Here is a 25,882-nt window from a genome sequence, read left to right on the forward strand (position 1 = left end):
TCACAGCCAGTCACGACGCTTGAAGACCAGGTACAGGGTGCCGCAGACCGCCGCCATCAGCGCGACGGCGAACGGATAGCCGAACACCCAGCCCAGCTCGGGCATGTGGGTGAAGTTCATCCCGTAGATCGTGCCGACCAGGGTGGGCGCGAACAGGATGGCCGCCCAGGAGGAGATCCGCTTGACCTCCTCGCTCTGCGCGTAGCTGGCCTGGGTGACGTTCTTCATCTCCTCGTTCTGCGCCTGGCTGACCAGCGTCGAGTTGACGATCAGGATGTCCTGCAGCATCTGCCGGAAGTTGTCCACCCGCTCCACCACTGTGATCGCGTGGTCGGCCACGTCGCGCAGGTAACGCTGCAGCTCGCCGTCCACCCCGTACTTGGGCGAACCGGCGATCAGGCCGTTCAGCATGTCCAGCAGCGGGCGGGTGGCCCGCTGGAACTCGATGACCTCGCGGGACAGGGCGTAGATGCGCCGCGGCGCGGCCGGGTCGCCGCCGAACACCTGGACCTCGATCTCGTCGATGTCCTTCTGCAGGCCGGCCACCACCGGCGCGTACCCGTCGACCACCGCGTCCAGGATCGCGTACAGCACCGCCTGCGGGCCCTGGCGCAGCAGCTCCGGGTCGGTCTCCATCCGCCGGCGGACCTTGCCCAGGTCGGGCGCCTCGCTGTGCCGGACGGTCAGCACGAAGTCGGGCCCGACGAAGACGTGCAGCTCGCCGAACTCCACCTTCTCCGGCGAGTCCAGGTAGCGGGCGGCGCGCAGCACCACGAACAGCGTCTCGCCGTACCGGTCGGCCTTGGGCCGCTGGTGGGCGACGATGGCGTCCTCCACCGCCAGCTCGTGCAGCCCGAACTCGTCGGCCACCCGGAGCATCTCGGCCTCCGCCGGGCGGTAGAGCCCGATCCACCCCATGCTGCCCGGCCGGGCCCGCAGCGCGGCGAGCGCGCCGGACAGCGACGGCGGGCTGTCCACCCGCCGGCCGTCCACGTAGATCGCGTTGTCGATGACGCTCGGCCGGGACGGCGCGCCGTTCTCGCCGTGCCGGGGATCCATCGAATGCTCCGGCGCGACCTCCCGCTCGGTGCCGCGCGCCGGCGGCCGCATCAGGTCGCGCAGCCCGCGCATTCGCCGGTCCGGCACGGCTCACCTCCCTGGTCGGCGGCGGCCGCCCCACGGTCGGCCGGCCGCCTCCCCTACTTCCGCCTCCTGCCAGACCTTAACCGGATATCAGGGAATTGCTGCGCAGATACTCCTCCAGCCGCCCGCGGGCCCGCCGCCGCATCCGCCGGCGCGCCACCGCCGTCAGGCCGAGCACGGTGCCGGCCGGCCGGCCGAAGGCCATCCGCGACCACCGGCGCAGGTCGAAGTCGTCATGGTGCCGGACGATCAGCCCGTCCTCGAACCGGAACTGCGCCGTCACCTGGTTCAGCACCCGCCGGCCGGTCGGCGCGTAGATGTACCGGGCCGTCCACCGGGCCGAGCCGGAGTAGTGGTCGGCGGCGACGTCGCGCACCGTCACCTCGACCTCTCGGGTGCGGTCCACCAGCATGCGCCACATGCCGATGACGCGGTCCCGGCCCTCCAACTCGGGGAAGACCGGGTCCCCGAAACTGATCTCGGGGTGGTAGCAGCCGCCCAGGGCGTCGATGTCGCCCCGCGCGAAGGCGTCGAAGAACACCTCGATCAGCCGCTGGTGCGACGCGGCGTCACCACGTGACGCCGGTGTTGCGGGATTTTGCATTCTCCCAGCTTAGGCCGCGCAGTCTCCCATACCGAGCCCATCTCCCCGGTACTTCGCGTAATCCAGCTCACCCTCCCATTTCTCCGGCCCGCCCGGCCGCTCCCGGCACTCGCGCACCGGCCCGGGGCCGAGCCGGGCGCGGGAGGGTGCCGGGCGTGGCAGGCTATGTACACGCGCCCCTCCCCCGCCGGCGCCCCGCCCCGGCGGGCCGTCCGGCGGGCGGGCCTCCTGACGCTCCCCGAGGAGGTGGACCCTGCAGACGATCAGCGGTCTGTTCGCCCGGTTGACCACCGTGCAGCCGGACCCGCCCTGGTGGATCACGGTGCTGGCCGGGCTGGTGGCGCTGCTCGTCGTCCTGCACCCCACCTCCTGGTACATGTCCCGCGGACTGATCACCGTCGCGCACGAGGGCGGGCACGCGCTGGCCGCCCTGCTCACCCGGCGCAAGCTGGAGGGCATCCGCCTGCACAGCGACACCTCCGGGGTGACGTTGACCAGGGGACGCCCCACCGGACCGGGCATGATCTTCACCGCCGCGGCCGGGTACGTCGCCCCCTCGCTGCTCGGCGTGGGCGCCGCCTGGCTCACCGCCGCGGGGTACGTGACGATCCTGCTGTGGACGACCCTGCTGCTGCTGGCCGGCATGCTGCTGATGATCCGCAACGTGTTCGGTGTGGTGGCGCTGCTGGCCATCGGCGGCGCCGTCTTCGCGCTGTCCTGGTTCGCGCCGCCCGACGTGCAGGGCGTCGCCGCACAGACCGCGGCCTGGTTCCTGCTCGTCGGTGGTGTCCGCCCGATCCTCGAACTGCGCGCCAAGCGGCGGCACGGCCGGGCCCGCGACTCCGACGCCGACCAGCTGGCCCGGTTGACCCGCGTCCCCGGCGGCGTCTTCGTCTTCCTCTTCCTGCTCACCTCGCTGGCCGCGCTGGTCACCGGCGGCTACCTGCTGGCCCCCATCACCCTCCCGCACTGACCGGTCAGGCCGGGGCGGTCACGCCGGGGCGGTCACGGTGAGGGTGGAGCCGAACCGGCCCTTGGCCACCGTCATCCGGACCGGGATCCGGCTGCGCAGCTCGGCCACGTGGCTGACGATGCCGACGGCGCGGCCGCCGTCCCGCAGCTCGTCGAGGATGTCCAGCACGGCGTCCAGCGTGTCCTCGTCCAGGGTGCCGAACCCCTCGTCGATGAACAGCGTGCCGAGCTCCACCCCGCCCGCCTCGGCGGTGACCACGTCGGCCAGCGCGAGCGCCAGGGCCAGCGACGTCATGAACGCCTCGCCACCGGACAGCGTGGCCGGGTCGCGGCCGGTCCCGGTCCAGCCGTCCAGCACCCGCAGGCCGAGCCCGCCGCCGGTGCGCCTGCGGTCGGCGGCTGACTTGCGCATGTCGTACTGCAGCAGATAGCGGCCGCCGGACATGTGGTCCAGCCGGGTGTTGGCAGCGTCCACCACCTGGCGCAGCCGCTCGCCGAGCACGTACGCCGACAGCCGCATGTCCAGCGTGTTGTCCGGTGAGGTGCCGACGACCAGCTCGGCCAGCCGCCGGGCCAGCCGGTGCCGTTCCTCGGCGGGGAGCCAGCCGGCGACGGCGTCCGCCAGCTCGCCGGCCAGCGCGCGCAGCCGGTCGCGCCGGGCGGCCGCCTGGTCACCGGCCGAGACCTCCGCCCCGTGGGCGCGCTCGGCCGTCTCGAACGCCGCGGTGAGGGCGGCGAGGTCGGGGGCGGGCGCGGCGGCCGCCGCGGCCAGCTCGGGGTCGGCCAGCAGCCGGGACACCGCGGCGTGCTCGGCGTCCAGCTCGCGCAGCCGGGCGGCCATGGCCGCCCGGTCCGCCTCGGTGCGCGCCGCGGCCCGCGCGTCCGCGAGGCCGGAGAACCCGGCCTCGGTGGCCGCGGTCTCGGCCCGGCCGCGCGAGGCGTCCCGCTCGGCGACGGCCGCCCGCTCCTGCCGGAGCGACTCGGCGGCGTCGCGCAGCAGGTCGGCCTCGTCGGCCAGCCGCTCCAGGCGGGCCCGCAGCGTCGGGTCGTCCCCCCGGGCCTCGGCGAGCCGGGCCGCGAGCCGGCCGGCGTCCCCGGCCAGCCCTTCCCCGTGGGCACGCTCGGCGGCGATCCGCACGCCGAGACCGGCGGCGAGCTCGGCCAGCTCGGCGAGTTCGGCCTCGATCCGGGCGGCGGCCTCGGCCAGCTCCGGCTCGCGGTCCGCGGTCGCCCGGACCGCGGCCAGCGTCCGCTCCGCCCCGGCCAGCGCCACCGTCACCTCCTCGAACCGCACCTCAGGCGGCCCGGCCGCACGCTCCGCGCGGCGCGCCGGCCCGGCACCCGGCATCGTCGCGCCCGCCGCCTCCGCGCCCGAGATCCCGGCGGCCGGGCCCCCCGCGCCCGAGACCCCCGCGCCCGAGACGCCGGCGGCCGGGACCTCGGTGGCCGAGACCCCGGTGGCCGAGACCCCGGTGGCCGAGACCCCAGTGGCCGAGACCCCGGTGGCCGGCACCTTCGCGCCTGGCTCCCCCGCCTCGGACGTCTCCGCGGCCGGCCCCGGCATGCCCGTCCCTGGCATCGGGCGAGGGCGGACGGCGGCCCGGGCCTGGTCGAGCGCGGCGGCGGCCTCGTCGGTCGCCGCCGCCGCGCGCACCGCGAGAACCAGCCGGCCGGCCTCGTCCAGGAGCCGGTCACAGCGGCTCGCGACGTCGGCGTCGCCGCCGCGGGCGGCCGCCAGCACGCCGTCCAGCCGGGCCAGCTCCTCGGCCAGGCCGGCTCGCTGGGCGCGGTGCTCGGCCAGCTCCACGCCGGTGTCCCGCAGGTCGCTCCCGGCCTCCTCCAGCGCGCGCTGCAGCCGATCGGCCGCCGCCGACAGCGCGGCGGCGCCGTCCGCCGTCACCCGCAGCCGGGCCAGCTCGCCGGCCGCCGCGTCACGCGCGGCCCGCGCGGCGGTCACCGCGAGCCCGTCCGCGCCGGCCTCCGCCTCGGCGAGCCGGGCGGACAGCACCGCGACCCGGCCCTCGGCGCGCTGCCTGGCGTCCTGAGCGGCGTCGGAGAGCGCCTGCGCGGCATCCTCGTCGTCCCGGGTGAAGGTGACCGCCGCGGCGGACGCCGGCGCCGGATGCTCGGCGGAGCCGCAGACCGCGCACGGCTCGCCGGCCACCAGCCCGCGGGCCAACTCGGCCGCCATGCCTTCGATCCGGGCCTGGCGGACCGACTGGAGGCGGTCGCGCAACTCCTGTGCCTCGTCGGTGGCCAGCCGCCGCTCCGCCTCCGCCTCCGCCAGCCGGGCGGTGAGCGTGTCGCGCTGCTCGGCCTGCTCGCGCCGCGCCTCGGCCGCCTCGACCGCGGCCTCGGCCGCCGGGACGCGGGCCTGCGCGGCTCGGGCGTCCGCCAGCGCGGCCTCGGCTGCGGCCACCGACGCCGGCAGCTCCGCGCGCGCGTCGGCCAGCGCCGCCTCGCGCTCGGCCAGCGCGGCGAGCCGGTCGTCCAGCTCTGCCAGCCGCGCCCGGATCTCGGTGGCCCGCGACTCGTCGGCCCGGTGCAGCTCCAGCCGGGCCAGCTCCTCGCGGTGCGCTCGCTCGGCCGAGGCCAGCCGGTCGCGGAGCCCGCGCACCGCCGCCCGCAGCCCGCCGGCCACGGCGAGCTCGTCCAGCCGGGCGGCCACCGCCGCCACCGGCCACCCGCCCGCCACACGACCGGGCACCGCCGCCACCGGCCACCCGTCCACCGCGCCACCGGGCACCGCCGCCGACCCCCCGTCCACCGCACCGCCGGAGATGACCGCCAGTCCCTCGTCCACCGCGCCACCGGGCACCGCCGGCTCCCCGCCCGCCACGCCACCGGGGATCGCCGCCGGTGGGTCCGCCGCGGCGGGATCGCCCGTATCGCCGGTCGTCCCGGCCGGCCGGCGGCCCAGGACGGCGGCGGCCAGCGGGGCCGGAAGGGCGGCCAGGGCATGGTGCAGCCCGTCGCGGACGGCGGCGAGCTCGGTGGCGAGCCGGTCGCGGTGCCGCACCGCGGCCAGGTCGGCCCGGGCGGTCTCCACCGCGGCCAGGACACCGGGCAGCCGGGAGGCCGCCGCCCGGGCCTGCCGCAGCCGGTCATCCGTCTCCTGGCGCGACTCGGGCAGCGCCGCCAGCCGCTCGGCGGTGGCCGCCTCCTCGGCGGTCAGCCGGGCCAGGGTGCCGCTGGACCGGGCCAGCTCCTCGTGCAGGACGGCGAGCCTGGCGACCTCCGGCAGCAGCTGCGACAGCCGGGCGACCTCGTCGCGGCGCCCGCGCTCCAGCTCCGCGATCCGCCCGGGGTCACGTTCGCCGGGCGGCAGCAACGGCAGCGCCCGCGCCAGCGCGTCGGCCGCGAGCCCTTCGGCCTTGGCCACCGCCTCCGCGCACTGCTCGGCGTACCGGGCGAGCGGCAGCACCCCCTCGGTCCGGGCCGCCTCGGCCAGGATGGTCTCCAGGTCGGACCGCTCGTCGGCGGTGCGGTCCAGGTCGTCGCGGCGGGCCACCGCGTCGGCGTGCCTGCGGCGCCGGTCGGCCAGCTCGCGGCCCGCCTCCAGCGCGGTCCGCGTGGCCAGTAGCACCCCGGCCCGGGCGGCGCGGACCTGCGCACCCGCGGCCACGGCCTCCTCCGCCACCGCCACCAGCGCCCGCGCCCAGCCGAGCGGATCATCCGCCGGATCGGGGACCTCGCGAAGCTCGCCGAGGTCGCGGGGCTCGCGGAACTCGGGGACCGCAGGGTCCTCGGCCGCGCCGGGCCCGCCCAGACCGGCACCGGCAGGCGTACCGCCGGATGGGACACCGGTGGCGGAAAGGTCGGCGGGCGGGCGCGGACCCGGGATCCGCGGCGCGCCTGCCAGGGACGGGACGGGGGACGCACCGTCCGGGACAGGGGGTACGCCATCCGAGGCCAGAGAGGCGCCGTCCGGGGCGAGAGGCGCGCCGTCCGGGGCGGGGGGCGCGCCGAGGCGATCCAGCAGTGCCGGGCCGGCGGCACCGCGCAGGTGGTCCACCACCGAGTCGACCCGCCGCCGGGCATCGCCGCGCTCCTGGCCGGTGCGGGTGCGGTGTTCGGCCAGCCACTGCTCGATGTCACCGAACACGCGGACCGCGAACAGGCGCTCCAGCAGCCGCCGCCGCTCGTCGCCGTCGGCGCGCAGAAAGCGGGCGAAGTCGCCCTGCGGAAGCATCGCGACCTGCCAGAACTGGTCGGCGTTCATGCCGAGCAACCCGCCGATCAGCTCGCCGGCCTCGTCGGCGCGCCCGGACAGGAACCGCCATTCGCCGGCCGGGGGAAGCTCCTCCAGCAGCACCTTGGCCTTCTCCTCGACGAGCCCCTCGCCGCGCAGCTTGGGCCGCTGCCAGACCGGTGACCGGGTGACCCGCAGCCGCCGCCCGCGCAGGCTCACCTCAAGCATGACCTGCGGCCCCCGGGCCGGCGGGGCGTGGTCGCAGCGCAGCCGGCGGGCGCTGTTGCGCTGCCCGGGCACCTGGCCGTAGAGGGCGTAGCAGACCGCGTCCAGGACGGTGGTCTTGCCGGCGCCGGTCGGGCCGTGCACCAGGAACAGGCCGGCCTCGCCGAGCGTGTCGAAGTCGATCTCCTCCTCGCCGGGGAAGGAGCCGAAGGCGGTGAGCCGCAGCCGGTGGAGTCTCACCGGGCGCCCCCCGCACCGGCCCCGGCCCGACCCCGGACCACACCGTCCCGGACCACACCGTCCAGGGCCGCCGCGGCCCCGATCGCGCCGTCGCGGGCCGCACAGGCACGGGCCGGACCGTCATGGGCAACACAGCCGGCGGTCATGCCGGCACCGGCCAGACCGCCGGCGACCACCTCGCCGGCGGTCGTGCCGTCGCGGTGCACCCCGTCTCGGGTCATACCAGGGTCTCCTGCGCGCGGCACGCCTCGACCGCCTCGCGCAGCAGCGCGCGCTCCGCCTCGTCGGCGGGCTCGCCCCGCACCGCGCGGACGAAGTCGAGGGCCACCTCGATCTCCGGGCGCCCGGCCAGCCGCGGCGGCCGCGGCGCGACCGGCGAGCCGCCCTCGGGGTCGAAGGCGAGGCCGAGAGTGTGCGGGAACCGGCGGCGCAGCCGCTCCATCGCGCCCTTGGGCCGCTCGGGGTCGGTCAGCGTGACGTGCAGCCAGTGGTCTTCGTACCGGGCCCACTCGGGGCCGGCCAGCAGGTCGGCCAGCCGGCCGCGCAGCCGGCCGACCGGCCGCGGCACCGGGGCGGGCACGAAGCCGGCGGTGACCTGGCCGGCCGGCGGCAACTCGACCAGCCAGGACCCCTTGACCTGATGGGCCTCGGAGAACGAGTACGCGATCGGCGAGCCGGAATAGCGGACCGACTCGCTCATCCGCTGGCGGCCGTGCAGGTGGCCGAGGGCCACGTAGTCGACGCCGGCGAAGGCGGCCAGCGGCACGTGGGCGACGCCGCCGACGCTGATGTCGCGCTCGCTGTCGCTGCTCTCGCCGCCGGTGACGAAGGCGTGCGCCAGGACGACGGAGCGGCCGCCGCGGGCGGCCAGGTCGGCGCGGATGCGGCCCATGGCGTGCCCGATCGCCGCGGTGTGGGTGCGCTCGGCCAGCTCCCACGGGCCGCGGACCACCTCCGGCTCCAGGTAGGGGATGCCGTAGAAGGCGACTTCGCCGATGACGACCGGCTCGGCGACCCGCGCGGGGTCGGTGCGCAGGTGCACGCCGGCCGCGTCGATGAGGTCGGCGCCGAAGCCGAGCCGGCGCGGCGAGTCGTGGTTGCCGCTGATCAGCACGGTCCGCGCCCCCGCGGCGGCCAGCCGCCGCAGCGCCTCGTCGCACAGGGCCACCGCGTCGGCCGAGGGCAGCGCCCGGTCGTACACGTCGCCCGCCACGACCACCACGTCGACGGACTCGGCGCGGACGGTCTCCACCAGGTGATCGACGAAGGCCGCCTGGGCCCCGATCAGGCTCTCCCGGTGGAACGACCGGCCGAGATGCCAGTCGGAGGTGTGCAGCACACGCATGTCGCAGGAAGCTAACAGGTCCCACCGACAAATGCGGTACCTCTCGCACCATCGTTCGACCCGTGTGACTTAATCTGATGATCGGAGGGCCGGTCCGGGGCGAACGTCCCATGCGCCGGCGGGTCCGGGCCAGGCACCCTGGAGGTGTGCGCCCGGGCGCGGTGGCATCACCCCGCCACCTGCCCCCGCTCGTGAGGAGGCGGCGTGAGCGATCGGAGCCGGGTGAGCCTGGCGACCGGGATCCTGCTGGTGATCCTGGCCACCATGGGTTACGCCATCTCCCCGCCGGCGTTCGACCCGCCGCCGATGGTCGGCGGCGCGGCCCTGCCCGCCCTGCCGCCGCAGCCGCCGGCCGAGTACCGCCCGGTCGCGACGCCCGCAGCGGTCACCGTGCAGGAGGTGCGCGTCCCGGTCCGCGGCGAGACGCTCACCGCGACGATCCGGTCGCCGCGCACGCCGGGGCGGCATCCGGCGATGGTCTTCGTCCAGGGGTCGGGCTCCGGTGACCGCGGCGAGTTCACCACCCAGGCGACCTGGCTGGCCCGGGCCGGCGTCATCACGCTCGCCTACGACAAGCGGACGGCCGGCTACGACTTCCGGCACCGCGACTTCGCCCTGCTGGCCGAGGACGCGCTGCACATGGTCGAGCTGCTGCGCCGGCGCGCGGACGTGGACCCGGCCCGGACCGGCCTGTGGGGCGTCAGCGAGGGCACCTGGGTCACCCCGATCGCGGCGGCGCGCAGCGCGGACGTCCGCTACATGGTGATGGTGTCCGCCCCGAACGTGACGCCGGTGCGCCAGGTGGCCTGGGCGCTGAACGAGCAGCTGGAGCGGCTCAGCGCGCCGGACGGCGTCCGCGACCTGCTGACGCGCGCGATGGGCGGGGTGGGCTTCGACTTCCTGCGTTACGACGGCGTGCCGGCGCTGCGCCGGATGCGGCAGCCGGTGCTCGCGCTGTACGGGACCACGGACCCGTCCATCCCGTTCGTGGAGAGCACCCGCACCCTGGTGTCGGCGCTGGCCGACGCCGGTAACGCCGACTACACGATCCGGTTCATCGCGGGCGCCGACCACGCCATGCGGATCAAGGGCGGCGCGTTCACCCAGCAGTACCTGCGGACCATGGCCAACTGGATCACCGCCCTGCCCGGCACGGCGCGGCCGGCGGCGGAGGTCCGGGTGGCCGGCGCGACCCCGGTGCAGCGTTACGAGACGGCCGACGTCCCGAAGGCGCCCTGGTACGGCCGTGGCGCGTTCCTGGGGCTGGCGGTGATGCTGGCGGCGGTCGGTTACGTCGCGGTGCCGGTGACCGAGATGGTGGCCCGGCTGCGCGGGCGCGACCTGCTGCCCGCCGGGCGGCCGGACCGGTGGCCGGCCGTCCGCCGCCGGCTGCGCCGGCTCGTGTGGACCGGGGTCGGGCTGTTCGCCTCGGTGATGGCGTTCATCATGCTGATCGTGCTGTTCTCGGTGAACCAGGCGGGCGCCTGGCCCGCGGTGCTGGCCGGGTGGCTGGTCGTCCGGGTGCTGGCGATGCTCATGCTGGTCCAGGAGGTCACCGCGGTCGCGGCGGTGGCCGGCGCGCTGCGGGACGGCTGGCAGCCGTCCCGCGGGCAGCGGTTCGCGCTGGCGGCCGTGCTGGGCGGTACGGCGCTGCTGCTGGTGGCCGCCGCCTATTACGGGCTGTTCGGCATCCCCTGGTGACCGGCCGGCCCCGCCGCACCCGGCGACCGCCGGATGTCTGCGGATAAGGCGGTATTGGTGAGGCGTTAACCGGGCGGTCCACCGCACCGGCTACCGTTCCGCTCCTTGATCTATACATGGGGGCGGCATTGCCTTGGACGAGCGGACCGCGCGGGACGGCGGCGGTCATCGGGTGGACGGCCCTGTCGGCGGTGCTGCCGGGCGCGGCGCACCTGCGTGCCGGGCGCCGCCGCACCGGGTTCGTCCTGGCCGGCGGGTTCCTCGCCGCGTGCGCCGGCGGCGCGGCGACCGCGCTGGCCGGCGGCGCGCGGCTGGCCGGCCGGCTGGCCGACCCGGTGTGGCTGCGCTCGCTGACCGCCGTCGCGGCGCTGGCGGCGGTCGCCTGGTTCGCGCTGCTGGTCCGCTCGTACGTGGTGCTGCGGCCGGGCCGGCTGCCCCCGGCCGGGCAGGTCGTGTCCGGCGTGCTGGCCGGGACACTGTCGGTGGCCGCCGCGCTGCCGTTCGCGGTGGCCGCCCAGTACGCGCTGGTGTCACAGGAGGCGCTGGACGCCGTCTTCGACGCCCCCGCCACGGTGGCCGCCGCGCCCACCGGCGCGCCCGTCCCGGCCGACCCGTGGGCCGGTCGCACCCGGGTCAACGTCCTGCTGCTCGGCGGTGACTGGCAACCGGACCGGGTCGGCGTGCGCACCGACAGCATCAATCTGGCCAGCGTCGACGTGCGCACCGGCGACACCGTGCTGCTCAGCCTGCCGCGCAACCTGGAGAAGGTCCGCTTCCCGCCGGGCAGCCCGATGCGCCGCGCCTTCCCCGGCGGGTTCCGGCTGCCCGCCAACCCGGACGGTTCCCGCGAGGACCTGCTGTTCTCGGTCTGGGAGTACGCCGAGACCCATCCGGAGCTGTTCGGCGGGCGCAGACACATGGGCCCGCAGACGCTCAAGGAGACCATCGGCCACACCCTGGGAGTGCAGGTCGACTGGTACGCGCTGGTCAACATGTGGGGCCTGGCCCGGATGATCGACGCCCTCGGCGGCCTCACCCTCACCGTCCCGGCCGACATCGTGTTCGGCAAGCACGACGAAGGGCTGATCAAGGCGGGCACCCGGCGGCTGCGCGGCGCGGACGCGATGTGGTTCGCCCGCTCGCGCACCAACAGCGACGACTATACGCGGATGGGCCGCCAGCGGTGCGTGATGGACGCGCTGCTCCACCAGGCCGACCCGGCCACCGTGCTGCTCCGGTTCACCGAGCTGGCCCGGGCGTCCAAGGGCATGTTCCGCACCGACGTCCCCCGCGCGGTGCTGCCGGAGCTGGTGCCGCTCGCGCTGAAGGCACGGGACGCCCGGATCAGCGGCGTGCAGTTCGTCCCGCCGCTCGTCAACACCGGCGACCCGGACTTCTCCCTGATCCGCCGGCTCAGCGCCAAGGCGATCCGCGAGTCCACCCGCACCGGCGCCCGGTCCACCGCCGAGGCGAGCGCGCCCGGCCGGCCCACGGCCGATCCGTCGGGGTCCGCCGCCCGGCCCCGGGCCACCGCGACGCCGCGCGGCATCTGCGCCGGCTGACCCGAGGCGGGGCCGGACACGGCATGCGCCTGCCGTGCGCCTGCTGTGCACCTGCTGTGCGCCGCCGGGCGGCGGGCCGGGGCGGCCGTGGTGGAGCGCGCCCGCCGGACGCCCGGCCGCGGCAACGCCGGGCAAGGCGGCGCGGCGGCCGTCAGATCCGGAAGGAGTCGCCGGCCAGCCGGCGGACCCGGTCCTCGTCGACCAGATGGCCGAGGCCGGGCTGGGTGAGCGGGACCGCGACGACCCCGCCGGCCGCGCCGACCGGCGGCGTGACGATCTGCGCGTTGCGCGGCGGCTCGGTGACATCGCCCGGCAACGTGCAGCCGGGCAGGCTGGCGACGGCCACCGTGGCGGCCCGGGCCAGGCCGGTGCCGCGCCCGCCCGCCGCGGCGATGTCCCAGCCGGCGGCCGCCGCCCGGTCGTGCGCGAGCCGGGCGGCGCGCAGCGAGCCGAACCGTCCCGGGCGCAGCAGCAGGGCGCAGCCGGCCCGCGCGGCGATCGCCTCCTCCAGCGCGGCCACCGAATGCACCTCCACGGCGACCACCGCGTCGACCTGCTGCTGCAGCTCGGCGTGCCGGTCGAGATCCGCCGCGCCGCCGGGGCCGGCGAACGGCCGCTCGATCGCGGTGACGCCGTAGGCGTCCAGGGCCGCCAGTTCCGCGGTGGAGGTGTAGGCGCCGCGGGCGTCCACCGCGAGCGCCAGCGCGGGATAGGCCCTGCGGACGGCGCGCACCGGTTCCACGTCCCACCCGGGATGCACGTCCAGGGTGACGTGCGAGTACCCCGCGCAGACGTGCCGGTTGACCCGCGCCACCATGGCCTCCAGCGACCGCTCCGCGGCCACCCGGACGGTCGCCGTGATGGACGTGCGGGTGCCGCCCAGCGCGTGCGCGAGCGGCACCCCCGCCATCCGGCCCCACAGGTCCCAGCAGGCCAGGTCGGCCGCCGAGCCGCCGGGGACCGCGCCCAGCTCGTCGGGATGCTCCCAGTCCAGGCCGAGGAGGGCCGGGGCCAGGGACTCCTCCAGGTTCGCCCAGGTCTTGGCAAGGACATGCCCCCGGTCGGCGCCGCTCTGCTCGGCCGGGGCCGCCGGCCGCGGCTCGGGCGGCTGCACGACCTCGCCCCAGCCGGTCATGCCCCCGTAGTCGGTGAGCTTCACCAGGATGCTCTCCGGGCGCCTGCCGTAGGGCAGAACCACCCGGAAGACCTCGAGCTCACGGACGCGCGGCATGGGACCCCCTCGTCGGACACCTTCCTCTCCATGGTGCCTGCTGCGCGCCACCACTCCGAACGGCACCCGCCCCCGGGACGGCCGGACCCGTCAGCCCCGGGCCCGGCCGGCGGCCAGCGCGCCGAGGAGGGCCGGGACCAGGATGACCGCGAAGCAGGCGAGGAAGACCCACCCGGCGGTGCCGGCCGCGGCGAAGACCGCACCGGTGACCGCCAGGACGACGACGGCGAAGACCGACTCGCCGATCTGCAGCGACGAGGAGTTCCGCCCCTCCTCCCCGGCCGCCGACAGCTCCAGGGTGAGCACCGACAGCGTCGGGTACACCAGCCCCATGCCGAAGCCGGCGATCAGCCAGGCGACGAACCCGACCGCCAGCGGAACGGCGGAAAGGGCCGGCGTCGCGGCGCCGGCGACACCCACCGCGATCAGCGCGGTGCCGCCGCGCAGCAGCAGTCGGCGGTTGCCGGGACGCCTGCCCTGCACCCAGGAGGCGAGCGACCAGCTGAGCGCGCCCCCGGTGAGGAACAGCCCGGCCTGCGTGGCGCTCAGGTCGCGCGACGTGGTCAGCATGAGGGGGACGAACGCGTCGCCGGCGAAGAACGCGCCGGCGGTCAGCCCGCGCAGCAGCACCACCGAGGGGAACCCGCGCACCGACCGCATCGTGCCGGCGGGCAGCAGCCGGGGCAGCGCGACGGCCAGCACGGCCAGGCCCGCCAGCAGCAGCGGCAGGCCGGAGGTGCCGAGCCCGCCGCCGTACTGCAGCAGCGTCGCCCCGGCGGCCACCATGCCGCCCCAGGCGAGCCGGACGGCGAACCGCCCCGCCGGCGGGGCGGCCGGCTCGTCCCGCGGCGCCGTCGGCCGCCCGGCCAGGCCGCGCCACAGCACCAGCGCGGCCGGGAGGGAGACCAGCGCCACGCCCAGGAAGACCCAGCGCCACCCGGCGTGCTCGACCACGATGCCGCTGACCGCCGGGCCGACCAGGGACGGCAGCACCCAGGCCGCGGCCAGCAGCGAGAACACCTTGGGATGCATGGCCGGCGGGTACACCTGGGCGACCAGCACGTACAGCGCCACCGAGAACAGGCCGGCGCCGACGCCCTGCACGAAGCGGCCGGCCACCAGGATGTGCATGGTGGGCGCGAACCCGGCGACCAGCAGCCCGGCCACGAAGGCGCCGACGCCCGCCCACGCCGGGGCGACCGGGCCGCGCACGTCGCTCCACCGTCCGCCGGCCACCGTGGCGATCACTCCGGCGGCCATCGACCCGCTGAACGCCAGGCCGAAGAGCGCCAGCCCGTCCAGCTCACGGGCCACCGCCGGCATGGCGGTGGCCACCGCCAGATACTCGAAGGCCATCAGGAACACCAGCGCCACCATGCCGGTGCTGAGCGCCCGGTAGGGGCGGCCGAAGACGCCGGACGGCGCGGCGGCCGGGGACTCGATCACTGTGGAAGACACCTGTCCAACCTATGGATCGGCACCGACAGATCGCATCGGTCCCCGTGCTCGGCCTTCCGTCCTAGGTCGCGCGGGGCACCACGCTCCGGCGCCGGAGCCGCCGCGGCCGACCGGCGCCGGTCAGCCGCCGCAGCCAGCCGCGGCCAACCGGCACGGCCAACCGGCACGGCCAACCGGCACGGCCAACCGGCACGGTCAGCCGCCGCGGTCAGCCGGTGCGGACGGCGAGGGTGCGCTCGGCCCAGGCGGCGATGTCGCGGCGCTCGATCGCGGCGGCCATCAGCCCGGGGAAGGCGTCCGGCGTGCAGGCGAACGCCGGGACGCCGAGCGCGGCGAGCGCCTCGGCGTTGTCCCGGTCGTAGTGCGGCTGGCCCTCGTCGGAGAGGGCGAGCAGCACGATGACCTGGACGCCCGCCGCGGTCATCGCCGCTACCCGGCGCAGCATCTCCTCCCGGACGCCGCCCTCGTACAGGTCGCTGATCAGGATGAAGATGGAGTTCGCCGGGCGGGTGATCAGCCCCTGGCAGTAGGCGATGGCCCGGTTGATGTCGGTGCCGCCGCCCAGCTGGGTGCCGAAGAGCAGCTCGACCGGGTCGTGCAGCTGGTCGGTGAGATCGACCACGCTGGTGTCGAAGACCACCAGGGAGGTGCGCAGCGAGCGCATCGAGGCCAGCACGGCGCCGAAGACGCTGGAGTACACGACCGACGCGGCCATCGACCCGCTCTGGTCGATGCACAGCGTCACCTCGCGGACGATCGCCTGCTGCCGGCGCGCGTACCCCACCAGCCGGGACGGCACCACGGTGCCGCGGTCCGGCAGGTAGTTCTTCAGGTTGGTCCGGATGGTGCGGTCCCAGTCGATATCGGCGGCACGCCGCGGCCGGTGGGTACGCGCCGAGCGGTCCAGCGCGCCGGTCACCGCGGCCCGGGTGCGCTGCGCCAGGCGGCGCTCCAGGTCGGCCACCACCTTGCGGACGACCTCGCGGGCCGAGCGCCGCGCGGTCTCGGGCATCACCCGGTTCAGCGACAGCAGCGTGCCCACCAGATGCACGTCCGGCTCCACCGCCTCGAGCATCTCCGGCTCCAGCAGCAACCGGGTGAGGTTGAGCCGCTCGATCGCGTCCTTCTGCATGACCTGGACGACCGTCGAGGGGAAGTAGGAGCGGATGTCGCCGAGCCACCGGGCGACCCGCGGCGCCGAACCGCCGAGACCGGCGCCCCGGGCGGAGTCGCCGCCGGAGGACCCGCCGGAGCCGCCGCTGTTGTAGAGGGCGGCGAGCGTGGCGTCCATCCGGGCGTCGTCGCCGCCCAGCTCGCAACCGGTGCCGTCGGCGTCGCCGCCGAGCACCAGCCGCCACCTGCGCAACCGCTCGTCCATCAGGCCCTCCCCAGGATCGCCAGCACGGTGCGCACGGCCGGTGCCGCGCGCTCTTCGTCGGTCTCGGGCGCGGCCGCCGCCGTCTCGCCGGCGGCCACCCGCCGGCCGACGGCCCGGCGCTCGGGCGCCGGGAACGCCCCGAAGGTGCGGCGCAGCAGCGGCAGCACGTCGACGAAGGCCTCGCCGGACAGGCCGGTGAGCCAGGCGTCGACCAGGCCGAGCAACGCCTGGTCGTGAACCAGCAGCAGGCCGCCGCCCGACAGGAAGCCCTCGACCCAGGTGGCCGCCCGGGCGGGCGGGTTGCCCGGGGACATCGACCGGGACATCCGCCGCGCCACCTCCTCGGCCGCGAACTCGCCGGCGTCCAGCAGGATGCGGGTGAGCCGGCCGTCGATCAGGCCGGGCAGGCCGCGCCGCCCGGCGAGGCCGCGCAGGGCGGCCGTCCAGGCGTCGCCGCGCGAGCCGAGCAGGCCGGCGGCGGCGTGCACCGCGTCGATATGGCCGGCCAGCTCGCGGGCCGCGTCGTCGTCCAACCCGGTGACCGCGGCGGGCAGCCCGGCGCACACCCGGTCGAGCAGGGAGGCGACGATGCCGGCCAGCCCGTCGGCCGGCGTGCCGCGCACGTCGCCGTACCGCTGGGCGCGCACCAGCGCCGGCAGCGCGGCCATCAGGTGGGTGACGTCGTTGTCCAGCGCCGCCCGGGCCGAGATGGCCGACAGCACGGCGGGCAGCGCGCCGGGCAGGTCGGCGAGCAGGCACCGCTCGGCCAGGCCGGTGAGCTCCGCCAGGGACGCCGCGGTCCGGCCGGGCCGGCGCGCGGCGCCCGGACCCGCGGGATCCGGCGGCCTGGAGCCCGGGCCGGCCAGCTCGCGGACCCGCCCGGTGGCGGCGGCCGGCACGGTGGTGCCGTACGCGCCCGCCTCGATCAGCTCGATGTCGAACTCGGGCCGCCATTCGAGCGTCCACGACTCGCGGAAGGTGCCCTTGCCCCGGGCCTCCCGGGGCCGGCCCCAGGGGACGCCGAGCAGCGCCAGCCGGTGCAGCAGCCGGCTGCGGTCGAGATCGAGTTGTTTGCGCAGGTCGAGGTCGAGCTCGCGTTCGAGCGCCTCGGCGCGCAGCTTCAGCCTGCGCTGCCGGTCGCGCAGGTCGCGTTGCAGCGGCACCATCGGCGTGGTGTCCGGCACCGCGCCGAGCCGCTCGCCGACCACCATCCGGCGCTGCACCAGCTCGACCGGCAGGTCGTCACCCTCGCACAGCACCGCCCGCACGGCCTCGGTGACCTCCCCCAGCCCGGCGAGCGGCCGGCCGCGGACGGTGGCCAGCGCCTCCGCCAGCCGGACGGCCTCGATGACGTGGGCGGAGGACACCGGCAGGTCCTCCTCGCGCAGCACCGCCGCGGCGGCCGCCAGCCACCGCTCGACCGGCCGGTCGGCCGCGGCGAACAGGTGGTCGTACCAGCCGGGCGAGGTGACGCCGGCGCCGTACCCGCTCCACGACGCGAGCCGGCCGTAGGTCCACGGCACCCAGGTGACCTCGACCTTCACCTTGGGCAGGCCCTTCAGCAGGCGGTCGTCCGGCGCGCCGGGGCCGGGCCGGACCAGCGCCGGGACGTGCCAGGCGCCGCAGACGACCGCGACGTTCCGGTACCCCTCCTTGGCGGCGGCCCGCATGGTCCGGCGCATGTACGCCTCGCGCCGGGCCTCGCGCTCGTCCGGCACGTGCCCTTCCCGCACCGCGGCCATCGCGTCGGCGATCACCTCGAAGGGCGTGTCCCCCCGGTGCTCGACCGCGTCCTCCCACCAGCGTTCGGGATCGTCATAGCCGGCCGCCCGGGCCAGCTCCCCGATGGGATCACGCCGCTCCCCCACCACCGGAGCGCCCGGCGCACCGCCGGCATCGTCCGCCCGCGTCTCCGGCCCGGCCGGTACCTGCCCGGCGTCCCGATCGCCCGGCGCCTGATCACTCCCGGCGCCCGGGCCGGACCCCGCCGGGGCCGGACCGGAGCCCGCCGAACCCGGACCAGGAGCGGCGGGCTCCGCGAGACCCGGGACGGGCTCGGCCAGGGCGTGCGCGGCGGGCAGGTCGCAGAACCGGACCGGGACGCCGGCGGCCAGCGCGTGGCGGATCGCCTGCCACTCGGGGGAGAAGGCGGCGAACGGCCAGAACGCCGCCCGGGACGACTCGCCGGGCACGTGCGCCAGCAGCGCCACCGGGGGCTCCATGCCCGGGTCGCCGGCCAGGTGGACCAGCGGGTCGGCCTCCGGCGGGCCCTCGATGAGCACGATGTCGGGACGCAGGCGGGCCAGCTCGGCGGCCACCGCGCGGGCCGACCCCGGGCCGTGGTGCCGCACCCCCATCACGGTGAACGTGGTCATCCCCGCTCCCTTCTTCGCAGCTCCACCCGGCCGGCCGTCACCGCTCGGCGCGGCCGGGCCGAAGCGCAGGCGGCCGGCCCCGTCCCGCCCGGCGGGCCCGGTGCCGGCCGGGCGCGCACCGGCTCAGGACGCATCGCGGCAGGCGCGGTAGAAGTCACGCCAGTCAGTGCGCTCCCGCACGACGGTCTCCAGGTACTCCTGCCAGATCACCCGGTCCGACACCGGGTCCTGCACCACCGCTCCGACGATGCCCGCCGCCACGTCGCCGGCGCGCAGCACGCCGTCGCCGAAGTGCGCGGCCAGCGCGATGCCGCTGGTCACCACGGAGATGGCCTCGGCGGTGCTCAGGGTGCCGCTCGGCGACTTCACCGTGGTGCGGCCGTCGGCGGTCACCCCGGCGCGCAGCTCGCGGAACACCGTCACCACCCGCCGGATCTCGGTGAGGCCGGCCGCCTCGGACGGCAGGTCGAGGGAGCGGCCCAGCTGGGCGACCCGCCGGGCGACGATGTCCACCTCCTCCTCGGCAGTGGCCGGCACCGGCAGCACCACCGTGTTGAACCGGCGGCGCAGCGCGCTGGACAGCTCGTTGACGCCGCGGTCGCGGTCGTTGGCGGTGGCGATCACGTTGAACCCGCGGGCCGCCTGCACCTCCTCGTTCAGCTCGGGGATCGGCAGCGTCTTCTCCGACAGCACCGTGATCAGCGCGTCCTGCACGTCGGAGGGCATCCGGGTGAGCTCCTCCACCCGGGCCAGCCGCCCCTCCGCCATGGCCCGCATGACCGGGCTCGGGGTCAGCGCGGCCCGCGACGGCCCCTCCGCCAGCAGCCGGGCGTAGTTCCAGCCGTACCGGACGGCCTCCTCGGCGGTGCCCGCCGTTCCCTGCACCAGCAGCGTCGAGTCACCGCTGATCGCCGCGGCCAGGTGCTCCGACAGCCAGGTCTTGGCGGTGCCCGGCACACCGAGCAGCAGCAGCGCGCGGTCGGTGGCCAGGGTCGCGACGGCCACCTCCACGATGCGGCGCGGCCCGATGTACTTGGGCGTCACCTGCGCACCGTCGCCGAGCAGGTAGGTGGTGACCGCCCACGGCGAGAGCCGCCAGCCGGGCGGCCGCGGCCGGTCGTCGGACTTGGCCAGCAGCGCCAGCTCCTCGGCGAACTGGTCCTCCGCGTGCGGTCGCAGAACGGTCGTCATCACATCTCCGTGATCGGTCGAGGGGATCTTGAGGGGGCATCGGCCGGCGGGATCAGCCCGGTGGTCGTCGATCACCGGGCGGCCCCAGCTCGGCCAGCATGTCGAAGCGGAAGCGCAGGGTGGCGGCGGCCTCCTGGACGGGCGGCTCCGGCGAGCGCGCGGCGGCGGCCGCGTGCATGGCCGGGTCGGCGCGCTCCCCGGCCAGCCGGACCAGCTCGGCCAGATTCCACGGCTGGCGGCCGGCGGTATCGACGATCTTGTCGAGCACCGCGCCGGTCAGCGCCGCGCCCCACGGCGCCGGCACCCCGCCCAGCATCATGATCAGCTGTCCGTCGACGGGCTGGTCGCGCACCAGCTCGGCCGCCCTGTCGGCGCGTTCCTCGACGGGCAGGACGGCCAGCAGGTCGGTGAGCGGCTCGACGGCGAACAGCGCGCGCGCCCAGGTCGGGTCGTTCTGCAGCACGGTGGCCCGCTCCCAGCCGAGCCTGATCTCCCGGGACCACTCGCCGCGGTTGAGCGCCACGATCTCCTTGGCGGTGCGGCCGAGATGGGCGGTCCAGAACGGCAGCGGGGTGTGCGCGATGATCTGCTGCAGCCACCAGCTGCGCTGCCCGGTGCCGCCCGGGGCGCGCAGCCGGATGCCGTCGCGTTCCATTCCGCCGTCGCACGCCTGCGGCGGCTCGGCGTGCAACATGTCACCGGCCGGTCGTACGCAGGCCGCGGCCCGCGCGGCCATCCGGCGGCCGAGCCGGGAGTCGGGAAGGCGGGTCAGCAGGTCGGCCGCCTGGGTGCGCACCTCGCGCCGCCGGTCGTCCAGTGCCGACTCCAGGAACGGCTCGTCGGCCATGGACAACCCGTCAGCCAGCGCGTTGACGAAGGCGGCCCGGTCTTCGGGCGCCTCCCGGTCCCAGCCGGAGAGCAGCAGCGTGCGGGCCCGGGCGGGGTCGACGGCTCGCAGCCCGCGCAGCGCCGACAGCCGGTCGCCGCGGGTGCCGAACTCCCACCGGCGCAGCGTCTCGGCGTCCGGCCCGCCGCCCGCCGCGTCGCCGGCGGCGGGCGGCGGGGCACCACCGGGCGTGGTGGCCTCGTGCAGCAGGTAGCCCCACGGCGGGTTGAGCCCGGCGAGCCAGCGGCCGCGCTCCCCGGCCAGCACGCCGATCGGGGCGCGCAGCGAGCGATCGCGGGCGCCGAGGTCCAGCACGCGCGGCAGCAGGCCCGGCGGCAGCCGCAGGCCGCGGGCCGCGGCCGCCTCCAGCCATTCCGCCAGCAGCCGCGGCTGCTCCCCGTCGAGCATGCGCGCCACCCGGTCACCGGCGGCGCGCGGCACCGGCGGCTGCGCCTCGGCGGGCGCGGCGGGCAGCGGCCGGCCCCGGGACGGCCGGCGGCCCGCCCGCGCCCCGACGACGTGCGCCGCGGCCCGGTCCAGCAGGCCCGGCGCCGGTCGCCGGTCGGTGCCGACCAGTGCCGCCGACACCAGACGCTCCCATTCCGCCACCGCGACCACGTCCGGCGCCGGGCCGGGCGACGCTTCGGGGTCGTCGATCGTGCTCACAGCAGAACCACCTCTCCGTCTTCGGCCCACGCGCTGAGCGGGCGCAGGCCGTCCGGGGTCCATTCGGCGGCCACGGTCAGCGGATGGCCGCCCGACACCGCGAGCAACCGCCAGGGCGTGCCGCCCGCCGGATGCAGCGCCAGGCCGTCCACCGCAGGACCGGCCGGCTCGTCGTCCTCGGCGACGGGCCCGCCTTCGGCCGCCGGTGCGGCGGACGGGCCGGGCGGATGGCCGAGCAGCCAGCCGTCCCGGCCCCGGGCCGGCACCACGCCCGACAGCAGCACCGGCCAGGAGTCGAGCCAGGGGTCGCCCGCCAGGGCGGCGGCCACCTCCGCCAGCGCCTCGGCCACGCCACCCCCGGGCGGCGTGGTCGCGGGGAGCGCGCCATGCCGGGCGGCCACCAGGGCGCGCAGCGGTGCCGCGCCCGGATAGAAGGCCAGCTCGGCCTCGACGCGCGACCCGCTGACCAGGGAGGCGTCCAGCGCCTGCCCCGGCGGCGCGAAGGACAGCACCAGCGCGAACCTGCCGGTGGACTCGCCCTTCAGCCAGACCCGGCGGGACATGAGGTTGTCCTGCTGGTCGTCGCGGTGCCCCAGCACGTGCCACCGGTCGCGCAGCACCGGGCCGGCCAGCACCTCCTCCCGGGCGACCTGGAAACCGACCCGCGAGCGGACGGTGTCGCGCAGCGGGCCCGGCAGCTCCGGCGCGCGGTGATATCCGGTCGCGAGCAGGTGCAGCAGGCCGTACTCGCCCAGCAGGCGGGCCGGCCAGTCTTCGGCGGTGAGCACCGAGGGCAGCCGCGACACCACCCCCGCCACGCCGGCGGCCTGCGCGTCGACCAGGCGCCGGGCCAGGTCCGTCCACTGCGCGGGCGCGCCCTGCCGGGCCCCGGCGACCCCGTGGGCGATCTGGTCGGCCAGCCAGCGCTCCAGCTCCGACAGGCCCGCGGCCACCCGCTCCTCCCGCTGGGCGGCCCGGCGGGCGGCGGCCTGCTGGTCACCGCCGCCCGCGTCGCGCCGGGCCCCGTCCGCGGCCGCGGCGGGCGGGCCGGCCGCCTCGGGTGCCGGGCTCGCGGCCTTGGCCGCGCGGGCGCGGCGCTGCTCGAGCCACTCGGCCGCCCAGGGCGGCGCGTCGGCCGGCGGCACGCCGTCGGCCGACCAGAGCAGCAGCAGGCCGAGCGCGTGCTTGCACGGGAACTTCCGGCTCGGGCAGCTGCACCGGTAGGCCGGCTCGGCGAGATCGACACAGGCGCGGTACGGCGTGGCACCGCTGCCCTTGCACTCGCCCCACAGCAGCCCGGCCGCGAGCCCGGCGGCCGGCCACTTCGCCGGGCCGCTCACGCTGTGCGCCCCCTTCTGGGAGGAGGCGTCGGGGGCGAGCGCGAGCACCTGATCACGGCTCCAACGTTCGATCACGAGCGGCACACTATCGGCGCCCTCCGACAAAATCCGGCCCTCGTCAGGGCCAACACTCCCAGGTGAAAGGGCAGATCTTCCCACTCGCCCCGCCCAAGACACCTAGGACGAACTCGACACGAACCCGACCCCGCCCCCCCATGGAGCCTCACCTCCCCACCGCCCCACCGACCGTCACGTCATCCGCCGCAGGCCCCTCCCAGGCCGCTCCGGCGAGGCGGACTCCCCCATTTCGCGCGGAGCGAGTGATTCATCCGCCGTAGGCCCCTCCCAGGCCGGTTCGGGCGCGCCGGTGTTGTGAGGAGGAGCGAGTAAGCCTGAGGAACGAAGACTTGCGAGCGACGCTCGAACAACGCCGGCTGAAGGCGCCCGAACCCGCGCGCGCGAAGCGCGCGCCAAAAAACACAGCGCGCCAAGAAACACCGCATAAGTAATCGTCGTCGGGTACGCAGGAGGGCATGAGTCTTATCTGGGAGCAAGTGGTGATCGACGCGGCCGACCCGGTCCGGCTGGGCGAATGGTGGTCCAAGGCCCTGGGCTGGGTGGTCGTCAACGGGTCGGCGGACGAGTACGAGATCCGGGTGGCCGAGGAGATCCTCCCCGGGCTGCTGTTCGCGCCGGTCCCCGAGGGCAAGAAGGCGAAGAACCGGCTGCACCTGGACTTCCGGCCCCAGGACCAGCAGGTGGAGGTGGAGCGGCTGCTGGCCCTGGGCGCGACCAGGGTGGACGTCGGCCAGGACGAGGACGTGTCGTGGGTGACACTCGCCGACCCGGAGGGCAACGAGTTCTGCGTCCTCGGCGCGCGCGCGTCCCAGCACGGCTGACCGGCGGGACCTCACCGGTGACCGCCGGCGAGGTCCGTACCGCCCTGCCGTGACCCGAGCCGTCCGGCGGGCGGGCAGATGGGGGGCGCGGTGACATCGCTGGTTGTCCCGGTTCCGCGCCGGGGTGGGCGGTAGCATCGGGCGGTTCATGAAAAATCGCTTCGCATCGCTTCCAGGAGGCGCTCCGACGTGGCGCGGCCCCACTTACCGAGAACGACCGGCCCGCGCCTAGGGCATCGGCTCAGGTCACGGCGGCCGATCCTCGTCGCCGTCGCGACCGTGGTGGGCACCGCGCTGGCCGGCATCGCGACGAACCTGGTGTCGAGCCCGCTGGACGACCTGCGATTACCGTGGTGGGCAACCTGGCCGGTCCTGGCTCTGCTGGTTTACGGCCTGGCGTATCTCGCCGTGCTCGCTTTGGACCGGCCGGGGCACGCCGGTGACCCGGGGAACCCGGAGGCGGCGCGGGCCGTGGCGCTGGAACGGGTGCGCGGCACCTGGATCGACGGCGTGCTGCGCCATTCGCTGCACCGGACGGCGCGGGTGGAGCTGGGGCTCGCGGTGGCCGACGGCCTGCCGCGCCCGTGGCGGATGACCGCCACCCGCCGGCACGGACCGGACCGCCGTCCGCGCCCGGCGAGCGCCGTGCCCGAGGTCTACGACGACCTGGACCGGGCCATGCTGATCGCCGGCGCGCCGGGGGCCGGGAAGTCCACGCTGCTGCTGGAGCTCCTGGAGCACCTGCTCGACCGGGCGGCGGCCGATGACCGGCAGCCGGTGCCGGTCGTCCTGCAACTCCCGGGCTGGGCGGCCGAGCGCCGGCCGTTCGCCGAGTGGGTCGCCGGTGAGGTCGGCACCCGGTACGACATCCCGGCGCGATACGCCGAGGCCTGGCTCCACGGCGACCGGCTGGCGCTGCTGCTGGACGGCCTGGACGAGGTGGCCGAGAAGTACCGCGAGGACTGCGTCCAGGAGATCAACGCGTTCCGGGGTGAACACCGGCTCACGCCGCTGGTGGTGTGCAGCCGGACCACCGACTACGAGAAGCTCACCGCGCGGCTGGACGTGTACGGCACGCTCACCGTCCTGCCGCTGGAACGCGCGACGGTGGAGCGCTTCCTGCGCGAGGGCGGTGCCGGGCTGGCCGGCATGCGCGCCGCGCTGGCCGCCGATCCCGGCCTGTGGGAGCTGCTGGACTCGCCCCTGCTGCTCAGCGTGATGGCGCTCGCCTACCGCGACGGCGGGCCGGTCGCCGCGCCCGGGGAGCCGGGCGACGGGCCGCGCCGGTGGCTGCTGTTCGACACGTACACGGCCACCATGGTGCGCCGCCGGCCCGACCCCCGGTTCGGTGTCGAGCAGACCGTGACCTGGCTCGCGTTCCTGGCCCACCAGATGAATCGCGACGCGCAGGTGTTGTTCACTCCGGACCGCGTCCGGGAGACATGGGCGATCGACGCCGGCGGGCGGTTCCTGCTGGACGATGGCGCCGGGCTGATGGGCCTGGCCGGCGCGTCGCTGCTGGCGATCCCGGGCTACCTCGCCGCGGGCCTGCCGGGCGCGCTGGGCGCCATCGCCGTCGGCTCGCTGTTCGGGAGGCCGAGGAGCGTCGCCTACCCGCCGCTCCGGCTGGATCTGCTACATCTCACCCTGCGCGTGGACGAAGAACGCCGGGAGACCAGGTTCGGCCGGACCAGATGGGCCCAGGCCGTCCACACGCTGAAGCGCGACTTCGGGCTGCTGACCGGACGCGAGCGGCGGTTCGAGCGCCGGTACCGCATCCGCCTCCATCACGATCGCAAGGTGCGGCGGGCCCGGCCGGCCGCCCTCGGGGCCGGGGCCGCGGCGGGCGCGCTGTTCGGATGGGATCAGGGATGGCCGGCGGTCGCCGGCGGCGCGGCGGCCGTCGCCGTGGTGATGACGGTGGCGGGGGTGGTGGTGTGGCGGTTCGCCGAAGCGGTATACCAGGCCGAGCCCGGTCCCCGGTGGAGCGAGGTGCCAGGGCCGCGGGTGCGCGGAGTGCTGGCCGAGGGGGTGCGTACGGCGCTCGCCCTCGGGACCGCGGCCGGCACGTTCACCGGCCTGGTCGTGGCGCTGACCTCGCTGGCCGCCCGCGGCCTGGCGGTGGGCGCGCTGGTCGCCTTCGGCACCTTCCTGTACGGGCTCGGCGCGCTCGGCGGCCAGGCCGCGATCCAGCAGTACCTGCTGCGCCGGGGACTTCGGCGGGCCGGTCTCTTCCCCCTGCCGAGCCGGCCGTTCCTGGACCACGCCGTGCGCTGCCAGTTCATGCGGCCGGCCGGTGAGGGGTACCTGTTCGTGCACCGGTCACTGCTGGAGTACCTCGCGTCGCTGACCGACGCGCGCGGCCGCGTCAAGCCCGATCATGTGCACCGATTCGCCGCCGGGGACAGCGCGCCGTTCGTACCGTCGGCCGGATCGAAGCCGGCGGAGTCCGGCGGCCGCTCACCCGGGTGATC

The 25,882-nt window shown here is 76.4% G+C and carries 17 protein-coding genes; 5 read left to right on the forward strand and 12 right to left on the reverse strand.

From position 1 onward, the window contains the following. Together Sru01_RS18180 and Sru01_RS18185 are read right to left on the reverse strand one after the other, a co-directional pair. Nucleotides 1–1,146: a magnesium and cobalt transport protein CorA gene (locus Sru01_RS18180; protein WP_239137526.1), complete on the reverse strand. Its 1,146-nt coding sequence runs from the start codon at nucleotides 1,144–1,146 to the stop codon at nucleotides 1–3. A 76-nt stretch (nucleotides 1,147–1,222) separates the two neighbouring features. Beyond that, entirely contained in the window at nucleotides 1,223–1,747 is a 525-nt protein-coding gene (locus Sru01_RS18185) for a nuclear transport factor 2 family protein (protein ID WP_203987378.1), read from the reverse strand. Nucleotides 1,748–2,030: 283 nt separating this feature from the next. Between Sru01_RS18185 and Sru01_RS18190 the strand changes: the two genes are divergently transcribed. Next, a complete protein-coding gene (locus tag Sru01_RS18190) occupies nucleotides 2,031–2,720 on the forward strand; it encodes a M50 family metallopeptidase (protein WP_239137527.1) in 690 nt (229 codons plus the stop codon). 18 nt (nucleotides 2,721–2,738) lie between these two features. Here the strand turns inward: Sru01_RS18190 and Sru01_RS18195 are convergent, their stop codons facing one another. Genes Sru01_RS18195 through Sru01_RS18205 form a run of 3 tightly spaced genes read right to left on the reverse strand, consistent with a single transcriptional unit; the run spans nucleotide 2,739 to nucleotide 8,721 of the window. Continuing rightward, nucleotides 2,739–7,376 carry an AAA family ATPase gene (locus tag Sru01_RS18195; RefSeq protein WP_203987381.1) on the reverse strand — a complete coding sequence of 1,546 codons (4,638 nt, stop codon included), beginning with the start codon at nucleotides 7,374–7,376 and terminating at the stop codon, nucleotides 2,739–2,741. Further along, complete coding sequence (locus Sru01_RS18200; protein WP_203987384.1) at nucleotides 7,373–7,597, reverse strand: hypothetical protein; 225 nt, start codon at nucleotides 7,595–7,597, stop codon at nucleotides 7,373–7,375. The genes Sru01_RS18195 and Sru01_RS18200 overlap by 4 nt, the downstream gene beginning before the upstream one ends. Next, nucleotides 7,594–8,721 (reverse strand): exonuclease SbcCD subunit D, encoded by a 1,128-nt coding sequence (locus Sru01_RS18205; protein WP_203987434.1) that lies wholly within the window; start codon nucleotides 8,719–8,721, stop codon nucleotides 7,594–7,596. The genes Sru01_RS18200 and Sru01_RS18205 overlap by 4 nt, the downstream gene beginning before the upstream one ends. Before the next feature lie 204 nt (nucleotides 8,722–8,925). Here Sru01_RS18205 and Sru01_RS18210 point away from each other — a divergent pair, with 204 nt between their 5' ends. Both Sru01_RS18210 and Sru01_RS18215 read left to right on the forward strand, forming a co-directional pair. Beyond that, the gene (locus Sru01_RS18210) at nucleotides 8,926–10,422 is read left to right on the forward strand and encodes an alpha/beta hydrolase family protein (RefSeq protein WP_239137528.1); all 1,497 of its coding nucleotides are present in this window, start codon (nucleotides 8,926–8,928) and stop codon (nucleotides 10,420–10,422) included. 116 nt (nucleotides 10,423–10,538) lie between these two features. Continuing rightward, nucleotides 10,539–11,984 carry an LCP family protein gene (locus Sru01_RS18215; RefSeq protein ID WP_203987437.1) on the forward strand — a complete coding sequence of 482 codons (1,446 nt, stop codon included), beginning with the start codon at nucleotides 10,539–10,541 and terminating at the stop codon, nucleotides 11,982–11,984. Nucleotides 11,985–12,135: 151 nt separating this feature from the next. On the opposite strand, the gene Sru01_RS18220 is transcribed toward Sru01_RS18215, so the two are convergent. The 7 genes from Sru01_RS18220 to Sru01_RS18250 form a co-directional block, all read right to left on the reverse strand. Then, the gene (locus Sru01_RS18220) at nucleotides 12,136–13,215 is read right to left on the reverse strand and encodes an enolase C-terminal domain-like protein (RefSeq protein WP_203987440.1); all 1,080 of its coding nucleotides are present in this window, start codon (nucleotides 13,213–13,215) and stop codon (nucleotides 12,136–12,138) included. Between the two features lie 90 nt (nucleotides 13,216–13,305). Beyond that, on the reverse strand, nucleotides 13,306–14,673 hold the full coding sequence (locus tag Sru01_RS18225; protein ID WP_239137529.1) for an MFS transporter: 1,368 nt from the start codon (nucleotides 14,671–14,673) through the stop codon (nucleotides 13,306–13,308). Between the two features lie 208 nt (nucleotides 14,674–14,881). Further along, the gene (locus tag Sru01_RS18230; RefSeq protein WP_203987454.1) at nucleotides 14,882–16,051 is read right to left on the reverse strand and encodes a VWA domain-containing protein; all 1,170 of its coding nucleotides are present in this window, start codon (nucleotides 16,049–16,051) and stop codon (nucleotides 14,882–14,884) included. Next, nucleotides 16,051–18,426: a DUF5682 family protein gene (locus Sru01_RS18235; protein WP_203987456.1), complete on the reverse strand. Its 2,376-nt coding sequence runs from the start codon at nucleotides 18,424–18,426 to the stop codon at nucleotides 16,051–16,053. Before Sru01_RS18235 ends, Sru01_RS18230 begins: the two co-directional genes overlap by 1 nt. A gap of 123 nt (nucleotides 18,427–18,549) precedes the next feature. Next, nucleotides 18,550–19,617 carry an ATP-binding protein gene (locus Sru01_RS18240; protein ID WP_203987483.1) on the reverse strand — a complete coding sequence of 356 codons (1,068 nt, stop codon included), beginning with the start codon at nucleotides 19,615–19,617 and terminating at the stop codon, nucleotides 18,550–18,552. A 52-nt stretch (nucleotides 19,618–19,669) separates the two neighbouring features. Next, nucleotides 19,670–21,169, reverse strand: coding sequence for a DUF5691 domain-containing protein (locus Sru01_RS18245; RefSeq protein ID WP_239137530.1), 1,500 nt, complete (start codon nucleotides 21,167–21,169; stop codon nucleotides 19,670–19,672). Next, nucleotides 21,166–22,584, reverse strand: a complete 1,419-nt coding sequence (locus Sru01_RS18250; protein WP_203987488.1) for an SWIM zinc finger family protein — start codon at nucleotides 22,582–22,584, stop codon at nucleotides 21,166–21,168. Before Sru01_RS18250 ends, Sru01_RS18245 begins: the two co-directional genes overlap by 4 nt. Nucleotides 22,585–23,042: 458 nt before the next feature. Between Sru01_RS18250 and Sru01_RS18255 the strand changes: the two genes are divergently transcribed. Beyond that, nucleotides 23,043–23,408 carry a VOC family protein gene (locus Sru01_RS18255; protein WP_203987491.1) on the forward strand — a complete coding sequence of 122 codons (366 nt, stop codon included), beginning with the start codon at nucleotides 23,043–23,045 and terminating at the stop codon, nucleotides 23,406–23,408. A 279-nt stretch (nucleotides 23,409–23,687) separates the two neighbouring features. Beyond that, the gene (locus Sru01_RS18260) at nucleotides 23,688–25,880 is read left to right on the forward strand and encodes an NACHT domain-containing protein (protein ID WP_203987493.1); all 2,193 of its coding nucleotides are present in this window, start codon (nucleotides 23,688–23,690) and stop codon (nucleotides 25,878–25,880) included. Nucleotides 25,881–25,882: the final 2 nt, after the last annotated feature.

It is taken from the genome of Sphaerisporangium rufum (assembly GCF_016863395.1).
GTDB lineage: Bacteria > Actinomycetota > Actinomycetes > Streptosporangiales > Streptosporangiaceae > Sphaerisporangium > Sphaerisporangium rufum.